The sequence below is a fragment of the Bradyrhizobium sp. LeoB3 genome, from assembly GCF_055456055.1.
In genome coordinates this window covers 1-10,402 of the sequence record NZ_JBVBEF010000162.1, presented here as the reverse complement: position 1 = coordinate 10,402, position 10,402 = coordinate 1, and the positions used below count along the sequence as shown (strand labels likewise).

Annotated in this window: 11 protein-coding genes; 4 read left to right on the top strand and 7 right to left on the bottom strand. The window is 59.3% G+C overall.

The window, feature by feature from the left end; genetic code table 11:
• Positions 1–355: 355 nt before the first annotated feature.
• A complete protein-coding gene (locus tag ACZXDY_RS42950; RefSeq protein WP_464349653.1) occupies positions 356–595 on the bottom strand; it encodes a hypothetical protein in 240 nt (79 codons plus the stop codon).
• Between the two features lie 80 nt (positions 596–675).
• On the opposite strand from ACZXDY_RS42950, the gene ACZXDY_RS42945 reads away from it, so the two are divergent.
• Positions 676–945, top strand: a complete 270-nt coding sequence (locus tag ACZXDY_RS42945; RefSeq protein ID WP_464349652.1) for a hypothetical protein — start codon at positions 676–678, stop codon at positions 943–945.
• Positions 946–963: 18 nt separating this feature from the next.
• On the opposite strand, the gene ACZXDY_RS42940 is transcribed toward ACZXDY_RS42945, so the two are convergent.
• From ACZXDY_RS42940 to ACZXDY_RS42920, 5 genes are all read right to left on the bottom strand, one after another.
• Positions 964–1,287, bottom strand: coding sequence for a hypothetical protein (locus tag ACZXDY_RS42940; RefSeq protein WP_464349651.1), 324 nt, complete (start codon positions 1,285–1,287; stop codon positions 964–966).
• Between the two features lie 134 nt (positions 1,288–1,421).
• On the bottom strand, positions 1,422–1,631 hold the full coding sequence (locus tag ACZXDY_RS42935; RefSeq protein WP_464349650.1) for a cold-shock protein: 210 nt from the start codon (positions 1,629–1,631) through the stop codon (positions 1,422–1,424).
• Positions 1,632–2,051: 420 nt separating this feature from the next.
• A complete protein-coding gene (locus tag ACZXDY_RS42930; protein ID WP_464349649.1) occupies positions 2,052–2,402 on the bottom strand; it encodes a hypothetical protein in 351 nt (116 codons plus the stop codon).
• 73 nt (positions 2,403–2,475) lie between these two features.
• Positions 2,476–2,889, bottom strand: a complete 414-nt coding sequence (locus ACZXDY_RS42925) for a hypothetical protein (RefSeq protein ID WP_464349648.1) — start codon at positions 2,887–2,889, stop codon at positions 2,476–2,478.
• 2,015 nt (positions 2,890–4,904) lie between these two features.
• On the bottom strand, positions 4,905–5,813 hold the full coding sequence (locus ACZXDY_RS42920) for a LysR substrate-binding domain-containing protein (protein WP_464349647.1): 909 nt from the start codon (positions 5,811–5,813) through the stop codon (positions 4,905–4,907).
• Between the two features lie 107 nt (positions 5,814–5,920).
• Between ACZXDY_RS42920 and ACZXDY_RS42915 the strand changes: the two genes are divergently transcribed.
• Entirely contained in the window at positions 5,921–7,288 is a 1,368-nt protein-coding gene (locus ACZXDY_RS42915) for an FAD-binding oxidoreductase (RefSeq protein WP_464349646.1), read from the top strand.
• A gap of 146 nt (positions 7,289–7,434) precedes the next feature.
• Positions 7,435–8,307 carry a GNAT family N-acetyltransferase gene (locus ACZXDY_RS42910; protein WP_464349645.1) on the top strand — a complete coding sequence of 291 codons (873 nt, stop codon included), beginning with the start codon at positions 7,435–7,437 and terminating at the stop codon, positions 8,305–8,307.
• A 439-nt stretch (positions 8,308–8,746) separates the two neighbouring features.
• Here the strand turns inward: ACZXDY_RS42910 and ACZXDY_RS42905 are convergent, their stop codons facing one another.
• A complete protein-coding gene (locus ACZXDY_RS42905) occupies positions 8,747–9,244 on the bottom strand; it encodes a hypothetical protein (protein WP_464349644.1) in 498 nt (165 codons plus the stop codon).
• A 625-nt stretch (positions 9,245–9,869) separates the two neighbouring features.
• Between ACZXDY_RS42905 and ACZXDY_RS42900 the strand changes: the two genes are divergently transcribed.
• The coding region (locus tag ACZXDY_RS42900) for a transposase (RefSeq protein ID WP_464349643.1) at positions 9,870–10,402 on the top strand (533 nt) is incomplete at its 3' end.

Below are 10,402 nucleotides of genomic sequence, written 5' to 3'. Positions count from 1 at the left end.
ACGCTGGAACAGGCGCACCAGCGCGGGATGATCCGGAATGACGGTCAAGAACCCGAGAAACGGCGCATTCCTCCGGTAGTCAGAGGCCCCACAGTTCACGCCATTGAGGGCTGCGCTTAGGCGCAGTCACAGGGGTGGGCGCCGGATGCATCGGCCATGGCCCTGGAATCGTTGGTCGGCCCATGCCTAATCGCCTGCTCGGTCTAGTGCTTGGCGTCATGATTTGGGACTTGGCCAGCCTCGTAATGAAACCAGACATCGTTTGGGTCGCAGCCGTCACTATCTACCTGCTTTGGGCAGGCACGCGCTAGGGAGCGCTGGTTACGAGGATGGTTGCTTTAGAGAAGCTGCGTCGTTAGTCCTCAAGGATAGATTTTGTGGCCTCAAATACTTGTTCCGCCGTGCCCTTAATTATGCCGTTCGCCCATGCCTGAAACACGGTTACGTAGGCATTCTTGGAGGCATCTTCGTCCGCAGAGAAATAAACTTCGTCCGTTGCGGGGTCCAATACGAGCGCCCCTTTGTCGATGCAAATTTCCTCGATAAGCACCATACGCTCTTCGTGTTCGGCCAGATGACGCTTTACAATGCTCATTGCAACTCCTGCTTGGCGCTACGCATAGCAGCATAGAGATGTTTGCGATAGGCTATGACCATGGCAGGAGCAAACTACCTATGAGCACACACGCACGAGAATTTATCGACTTTTGGATCCAGAACAGTGTTCATGCCGCTGAGCAGCCGGGGAACGTTGGCGCTTCTCAAGACGTGGCGGAATTGACGCGGCGATGCCGCGAAATGGCTGAGCGCGAAGGAATCTCAAACCAGTCGATCCGCGGCGAGGTCGGCGACCTGGCTGAATACATCCGCGGCAAGCTCGATGCCGCAAACATGGCCGAGAAGGAGCGGCAACAGAACAAGCCAACACAACCGGACTCGCTGTGAAGAGCGCCTGCAGTATCGTTAGGCGTATGGCGGCACCTCGACCAGCGTACCGATCAAGCGCAAGAGAGCCTGGTGCTCAGGTCCTTTGGCGTCGCTGCGCAAAAACTCGCCCAACTCGATATGTGACAATCGACCACCGGATGGTGCATTCGGCTGATGGATGATGAAGGCATTCCCAGTCGTCGGCTCGCGCCCCAGGAACCACGCATCTCCGTTCGGACTACGATAAAGCTCGCGGCGTTCTGGCAAGGTGGCTCTCGTTTCAAGATCAGTAACTATGATGCCAGTGTACCGAGCAACCAACAATAAATCCGCCCAGTACAGTTTGTTGCGAGCCGACAATCATCTTCGTGTCTGAACGCACGTGAGCCCACTCAACCTTTACGATTGAGCAGGCCGCGCCGCCATCCCAGTACATCCGTGGGAGGCGATTAACGATCCGGCACGAACCTCAAGGATCATGCCGGATGAAGTCATCACATCAGCGAAAGATTTTCCGCGCTGGTTTTGCCGCGCATGCTGTCGGTCTTCACGTCGAAACCAACCTTCTGGCCTTCGGCGAGTCCGGCAAGGCCGGCGCGCTCGACCGCGCTGACATGAACAAACACGTCATTGCCGCCATCGGTTGGTTGGATGAATCCGAAGCCCTTTTGGGCATTGAACCACTTGACGGTACCTGTTGACATTTTTCTTCTCCAAACATGTGAAAACGTCGCGCGGATTACGCGACGTCTGAATTCAACTGACGATGTCTTTGGAAAAGGGCCGCTTGGACCATTCAACAAGGCGCAACGGCTATCGAACTCCCACAACCTATACACTTTCCGGTAGAATGCAAGGTGCATCGCCCCCATCCCGCCCAGATATCACCGGAGGCACCGCCGCGCGACCGTGATCTGCGCCCAGGAGTAGCTTCCTTGAGGGCACAAGCCAACGCCTTGCCCTACCCGTGCTCGGCGAGCTTGGCGCGCACCAGAGCGCAGTCAACACCCCGCAGGGAGTTCAGCCGCGCCGGCGATGCCGGCCGCAGCCAGCGGGGGCCAGTCTCGGGGCACGAGGCCATCGGCCTCGGCGCCGCCTAAACGGATCGGCAAGTGTATTGTTCCTTATGGCGATACCCAGAGCACGGAAGCAACGATCGAAACTCCCATGGCTACAGAAAAGCCGACGAGCCACCAAGCGTGCCCGATGCCGGAGGTCCGCTGCCGCTCTTTATCAGGCCGCGCGCTAACCTCATTGGCAGCGGCCAGCCGAACCTGGGCTGTAGTGTTTGGGGTTCCCCCAGCTTCGTCGTCTGTGCCGAGGGGAGCGGCCGCTGGGTCTCCAGCATCTATCTTGTCTCCGGCGTAACCCTGGTCGATTGCAATGCGCAGTTGCTCGGTTGTCTCGATAGCCTTGTTCGGATTGAAGTCGGCAGGTGCCGGCGGGGAAGAACTTGATGCGCGATTGTCGTTCATGTACAACAACTGAGGCACGGTGTGAAAGGTTGCATAAGGCCATCTCGCCGCATGAAACCTTGGCTGCACCTCCTCACCGGGCCTGCGTAGGCGACGGCGGTGCGATGTCTTTCTGCTCACGTTGTTCGTCGCGCTCACGGCGCAACTCTTCCCGCTTTGGTTCAATTCGTTTCTCGCGATCGAGCCTTAGCTCTTCCCGCTTTGGCCCAATTCGCTTCTCGCGATCAAGCTGCAGTTCTTCCCGCTTTGGTCCAATTCGGTGCTCCCGATCGAGCTGCAGTTCTTGCAGCTTTGGTTCTATTCTTTTCTCACGCTCGAGCCGCAGTTCCTCCCGACGCTGTTTTAGCCGTTCACGAGTGGCGTTGACGGTAGATTGACCTTCCTCGTTGGTCAGCTTGTCATCCGTTGCGTGGTCCTGCGCGAAGCACACGCTTGAAAAACCCACGGCTAGGCAAGCCATGGCTATAAAAAATAGATTTCGCTTCATGCTTTCGGCGAGCCCACAATCTGAGTGCAAAACGGGCCGGAGCCTCTCTGCACCGTTGCTCCACGACCGGGTAATGCGGCACTGTTGAGCGCGTTCCTAACGAATGACGCGCCAGTCTAGGGAAGATGAACAGGCTCAACGGCCGAGCTACTGCCGGTTTAGGACTGCCGGCAGTTCAGGAAGGCCGTGAGAGGGGCTAATCAGTATTCTCGATTGATCCCCGGCTCAGCCAGAGCGCGATTCCGAACGAAGCCATCCCGGTGCCGCAGCTCGCGGATGTCCTGCTCTGCTCAGGCGCTCGTCGATCACGCGGATGTCGCCGCGCATGTCGGCGTTCTTGCTGACGGCCTCTATTGATCTCAGATGCATTCAAGGCGCACCCCTTTGAGGAGGAGAGATCGGGCCGGAGCTATTCCGGGCGCCTGCGACATGGGCCTGGAGGGCCTGGTCTCCAAGCACAAGGAACGCTCCTACCGCGCCGGCCGTTGTGACCACTGGATCAAAGTCAAGAACCGGAGCCATCTGAGCTTTGAGCGGGTGAAGGACGCAATCTCGTGATTTTCTGCGCCAGGTGCGATAGCTGCCGCTGGGTTTGCGAGAATCATCCGGACAAGCCGTGGCTTGGAGAACGGGCGTGCGATAGCGGCGGCGCCGGCATGCCCTGCCCCCGATGCGACCCCAGTGACGAAGAGACCCCGCCCGACATGCCAGCGGGCTTCAAAGCCGATCCAGTGGAAGGCGGTGGAGATTATCGACGTCCCGCCCTACGATCCGGATACGCGTTCCTGGTCGGAGCCCGAGCCTGCCACCAGCTTCCGCACGATCGACGGCAAGCCGATACACTGGCGCGACGAGCGCGGAGTTGTGCATGCTTGCGAGGGCGCGGACATCCATCCCGACGTAAAAGAGCGTATTGGACGCTGTGCGCCAAGGACGCGCCGAACGACTGGGTCTACCTGGATGATCGAGAAGCGATCACCTGTTCGCGTTGCCAGGAACTAGCACACGTTGCGAACGAGTCTTGAAACACCTGACGAAGTGCGATCCGGCGCGCCGCCTCAGCACAGATTCTTCAGCTAAAAGGAACGAGGCCCGTAGGGAGCGTTTCCACGGGCCTCGCGTGCAACCATCGAAGTGCGGCCTAAGAGGTCGTCGACGATCATCTACTTCGGAAGGTAGCTCCCATACAACTCCGGTCGAATACGGTGCCTAACTTCCCTCCAGTTGGCATTGAATGTAATAGTCGGCCCGCATGGTAAAAGACGCAGACTATGAACGCCAGCGAGCTGAGGAAGCTCTTCGAGAGGCTGAGAAGGCCGTCAGCTCCTTGGGAAAGCAAGCATGGCTTAAGGTAGCTGCCGAATGGATCCGATTGGCGCAGGGATGCCGACAATCGAGGTGGCTCGCTGTAGCCCCAAAAAGAAACGAGGCCGCAAAGGGATGAACCCTCTGGGCCTCGGTTCGCTCATCCCCGGGGCTGGGGGGCAGCGTTGGTGCAGGGATGACCGAATACCTCAACTCTGCTGGGCAGGCCGGTTCTCCGCAAGCAATACCTTTCGCGGAGAGGGAGTTCCTTGTGGATGGTAGCATTCTACTAAAATGTAAATGCTCGAAGTGTCATACGAGCCCGCGGCCCATCCGATGTGACCACTGGATCAAGGTGAAGAACCGGACGCATCCCGTTTCGAACGGGTGAAGGATTCGTTCCCATGAAATCTCAAATGCGATCGATTCCCGGATAGAAGCTGTCGCCTCGGCCTGTCGTTGACGGCGGCAGGTCGGGCCGACCATTCACTTGATAAGCGCCTTGAGCTTGTCTTCTGAAGCGCGCCAGGCCCATTTCGGAGACCGGACGCTGCTCAAAGCGGGGCCAAGTGCCGCTCGTGGCCGTTCAGCGACATGCCGACGGATTCTGACCATGTCTGTTCATCGGGCTAGACCGGAAGTGACCGACTGATGGCCAAAACGACGCTGATGACTCGAGCGGACATTTCGAAGGCACAAGAGAAAGTGGATTAAGCACTTGACTGCAACCACTTCGAGAAGGCTCGGATAGTCCTCGCGCGCAGATGGCTTGGCCTGCTGACCACATAGAAGCTATAGCCGGACAGGCTCAACTTGAACGCTTTCACGAGCGTGCCGGCGGCGAGTTCGTGTGCCACGAGCACATCACTGAAAATCCCCACTCCCTGCCCGGCGATCACCGCCTCGATCGCGTGCAGTTCTTCGCGGAAACTCAAGTGCTGCATGTCCTTGAACTGGGGCACTTCGCGCCACCTGCGCTGAGCCGCGGCAAGCCATCTCTGCCATGTGGGCGGCTCACGATCGGCGGGCGACCAATAGGAGTGGATCAGAACGTGGTTTGCGAGGTCGACTGGTCTCTTCAGTCGTCCCGTTGAGAGCAAACGCGGATTGCAGACCGGCCAGAATGTATCGCTGAAGAGATCATCGACGATTCCGTCTGTCGGCGGTACTCGGCTGGTCGCATAACGAATGGCGACATCGCCATCTCCGGCCTGCAGATCGAGCACTGTGTCCGTGCCGATGACTTCCAGCGGCACGTCGGGATGCAACTTCCGCCACACGGGCAGGCGGGGCACGAGCCAGCGGCTGGCGAAAGCGTTGGTTGTCGTCACCCGAAGAGGCTGTTGGTCGCGCTCCTGCTTGACGGCCCCAATCGCAGCGGCAAACATCTCAAGCCCGCCGCGAATGGCGGGGAATAGCCGCGCTCCGGCATCGGTCAGCGAAAGAGGCCGTGGTCTGCGGCGGAACAGAGCGCGACCACAATACTGCTCAAGCAATCCGATCTGGTGGCTGATCGCCGTTGGCGTCACGCCGAGTTCTGCCGCGGCCTTCTTGAAGCTTAGGTGGCGGGCGGCAGCTTCAAAGGCGCGAAGCTCGATCAGTGGCGGCAGCTTGTGCATGCGGCCAGTCTAGGTGAAATCAATTCACCGTCACCTGAATTCTTCGGGTTTGCTCCGAGACGGCCAACAATTGAGGATATGATGGATTGAACCGAGGAGACCGTGTCATGTCGTCCATCGCATTCGCCGGCGCCGACCTTAGCGCCTCCTTCGGAGGACAACTCCTCAAACCAACGGACGAAGGCTACGAGGAGGCGAGAAAGGTCCACAACGGGCTGGTCGACAAGCGGCCAGCATTGATTGCCAGATGCCGCAGTGTGGCCGACGTCGTGGATGCCGTCGCTCTTGCGACCAAGCTCGGCCTCGAGGTCGCGGTTCGTGGCGGCGGCCATAACGTGGCCGGACGCGCGACCATCGACGGCGGGATAATGATCGACCTGTCCCCAATGAGGGGCGTCCACGTCGATGCTGTCGGCAAGACCGTACGGGCGCAGGGCGGGGTCACCTGGGGCGAGGTCAATCGCGAGACGCAGCTTCACGGACTTGCGGTCACCGGCGGCGTGGTCTCGACCACGGGGATCGCCGGACTAACCCTCGGCGGAGGACTGGGCTGGCTGATGGGCAAGTACGGCCTGGCGCTCGATAATTTGCGGGCGGTCGAACTCGTCACCTCCGATGGCGAGGTCTTGCGGGCCAGCCAGCAAGAGGAGCCCGATCTGTTCTGGGCCGTCCGCGGCGGCGGCGGAAACTTCGGGATCGCCACCAGTCTCGAATACGACCTCCACCCAGTAGGGCCAACCGTCATCGGTGGCCCAATCATCTACCCTATCGAGCGCTCCCGCGACGTGCTCGAATTCTTCCGGGTCAGCACGCGATCGCTACCGGACGGGCAGACGCTGTTCGCAACCCTGACACATGCGCCCGATGGGTCCGGCACAGAGGTAGCCGCCCTGGTCACCTGCCACTGCGGCCCGGCGGCGGATGCCGAACGAGCCATGCGGCCGTTGAAACAGTTCGGAGCCCCCATCTTGGATGAAATCGGGCCGACGCTCTACTGCCAGCTCAACAGCATGCTCGACGCCAACTACCCCAGAGGCGCCCTCAACTATTGGAAATCGAACTTCCTCATGGAGCTGAGTGATGCTGCGATTGCGACCATGATCGAATGTTTCGCCCGCTGTCCGACGCCCATGGGCCAGCTGCTTCTTGAACACATCCACGGCGCAGCGATCCGTGTTGATGCAGGGGATACCGCATTTCCGCATCGGCAAGAGGGCTACAACTTCTTGATCCTCGCGCAATGGATGCAGCCTGGCGATACGAGCCGCTGCATCTCGTGGGCACGCGAAACCTACGAAAGCATGCGGCCCTTCTTCGCCTCCGGCCGGTATGTCAACTATCTCGATGATGACGAGGCTGGCGATTCCGTCGCTGCTGCGTATGGACCGAACTACCGGCGTCTGCAGCGGATCAAAGCGAAATACGATCCGAAGAACTTCTTCCGCATGAACCAGAACATCCGGCCGCTGGCCTGATCACCAGGTGCGGGCATTTCGTCTCTCTCATCCTGATCCAGGATGTCAGTAGAAGGCCTCTACGCTGCGGCCCGGTTCTATGGTTGGTCCGGCGTGCCGATCCCGGAGAGGACTCGCAAATGGCTGTCGTGTGCCGACCCGCTCGCATGGACGACCTGAAGCGAGCCGATGAGATTGTGGTCGCCAGCATCAATGAACTCACTGAACGGCGGGGCTTCGGAAAGATGGCATTCTCTCACCCGCCGAATTTTCAAGCGTTCTCGCTCAGGGACGATCCCGAAGGTCTATGGGTAGCCGATGACGACGGAGAAATCATCGGCTTCGCGTGGAGTTGGGTTTGTGGCGAGCTTTGGTGTTTGGCACAGCTGTTCGTGGCGCCTGATCGCCAGAGCAACGGCATTGGCAATCAGCTTATCAGCAAGACGTTCGCTCACGCACAAATGCGCGGAGCATCCATTAAAGCGCTGATTACCTTCACGTTCAACAACGTGTCTCAGGGGCTTTACATCCGCCACGGACTGTTCCCGCGCTTTCCGATCTACATGGTCAGCGTGCCTCGTGACCGCCTGGCGTCGCGGTTGGCTGAGCCGCGGCTCCATCTTGTATCTGTCACGGCCAAGACAGCCAGGTTCGATCAGCTGGCGCTCATTGATGTCAGTGCTCTCAGCGTTTCCAGAGAGAAGCATCATCGCTATCTCCTGGGCGACAGCACGACGAGCGGGTTCACCATCCACGCCGGCGGCGAGTGCGTAGGGTATGTCTATATTTCCGATGGACACATTGGCCCGCTTGCGGTCCATCGGCCAGATCTCGTGGGCCCCGCGTTTGCTGCTGCGTTGTCGTTCGCAGCACGGAGCAATTCTCCAACCATTTCGGCCTTCGTGCCGGGCGCGAGCGAGCCAGCGCTCAAGGCGGCGACCGACCATGGGATGCGTCTAACGTTCCCGATGGTGCTGATGTCGAATCAAGAATTCGGAGATTGGGTCAGCTACCTCCCGCGCAACCCGGGCTTCATGTAGCCCAATCCAGGTGATTTGAAAGTAAATAACGTCATGGGTAGCCGCGATTGCGGCCGACCGTTTCCTGCGTCTCGCTTCGTTCGCCGATCGATTGCGCGATTTGACATGTCACAAGGACGGGAGTTTCAGTCCGATAATGCCTAGCAACGCGCCGCTTGCACCCAATCCCCTGTGCGGAAGTCGCCTTTTGGCCCAAATGCGACATCAGATTCTATGGTGCCGCTCGAAGGTGAGTCACGTCATCCTTCCCATCTTTCACAGTCGGTTTGGCAATGTGGCGACGCTGCAACCTTGGCGCTGGAGCTGCCGCTTTCGGTGATCTCTACGCGCGGGGCGAGCGGGTGCTGGCGCGCAACGAAAGCCTGGCGGCAATGCGACTCGCTCAGGCTTGCCCGGCTCGGGTACAGATCTTTCTCGGATTGCCGCGAACCGCAGTCTCTCAAGGCCGCCGAAACGCCACCGCAGCGGATTTTTTCATCTCGGTTAGATACTGACGGGCAGCCTTGCTTATTGCGCGAATGGCCTGCCAGGCCTCGGTGTTTTTCAGCCATGCCTTGGCTTCGCGGAATTTTGTGTACGCCCAAGCAAAGGCGGGAATTGTCATCAGTTTGTCGCGGGTAAGGCTGAACAGGCGCTCGACCAAGATGAGCTTTAGAAGCTCGCCGACGATCAATGTTACAACACTGCTCACCATCTGACCGGTAGCGGCCAGATAAGCCGCCATCGGTTTGACCGGTTCCAGCAGGATCACCGGTACCGAAAACAACGCCAACGACGGGTAGGGCCTCAACGATCTGATCCAGGCGCGCAATCGCCTCAGCACCACACGCTCGGCCAGCCAATCCGAGATCGGCTTGGCGATGGCCATGAAAGCCGCGTCCGCCAAGAAATACAGGGCGGCCAAAACATAAGTGATCGGTTTCAGAACTCGCTTCAAGGTCAACTCTCCTAGCAAATCCAAACACCGAGAGTTCGAAAGGTTTCACCTGCCCAGTGCGATGCGGGTCTCATTTCACGGAACAGGTCAGTTCCCCTGACCCCAATTGCTCTTCGATATCAGGGAGCTTATTCCCGCGCGGCCTAGGCCGAGGATTATCGCCGTGAAGGGATGAGGTCAGATGAGAGCGGGTCTCCTCCTTGTTGCTGCATTCGTGGTGACGGAGCTCCGGACCCCACCGCACGCCATCCTGTGCACAGTCGCTCGGCCAGACAACGGACCGGTCGAGCGTATGGCGCGATACGCTCGGCCCGCGCGATAAGCTAACAGCGGCAGACCGGCTCGGAAGCCACCACAGGCAAAACGAAGCCCCACTCGGGCCGATGTCGCCTCCATCGAGGCAAGCATGCGCCAGTGCAGGCGGCGATCACTGCACTGGACCCTAGTGCGGCACTTACACTGTCTGGTTAGTCCCGATGCGGGTGCGGGCAAACTGTAAAATGGTCCGCTCACCGAGGTGGACCGGAAGTGACCGGTCGACTTCTCAAACGGCGCTTTTGACCCTGGCTGTGTGAAAAGCCACGAGTCGGCTACGATTCCTCCGTTTCCTGATTGGGGGATACGGATGGGACGCTTCGTTGAAGGCGCGGACAGATCCCAGCTGACGCTGTTGCCGGAATGCCTGGAGGATTGGGTAAGTGAGGACAACGCGGTCCATGTGATCGATGCGTTCGTCGAGGCGCTCGACCTGCATGGAATGGGGTTTGAGCGCGTGATCGCGAAGGAGACGGGCCGGCCCTCCTATCATCCGGCAGTCCTTCTGAAGCTTTACATCTACGGTTATCTCAATCGGGTGCAATCCAGTCGTCGTCTGGAACGTGAGGCGTGCCGCAATATCGAGGTGATGTGGCTGATCGGCCGCCTGGCTCCCGATCACAAGACGATCGCCGATTTCCGGAAGGACAATGGTGCGGCGATCCGGAAGGTTTGTGCGAAGTTCATTGCATGCCGGCAAATGGGCCTGTTGCAGACCCCAAGCGTCGCAATCGACGGCAGCAAGTTCAAGGTGGTGAACAACCGAGACCGCAACTTCACGCATGCCAAGATGGCGAGGCGGATGGCGCAGATCGAGGAAAGCGTCGGTCGATATCTGCGTCA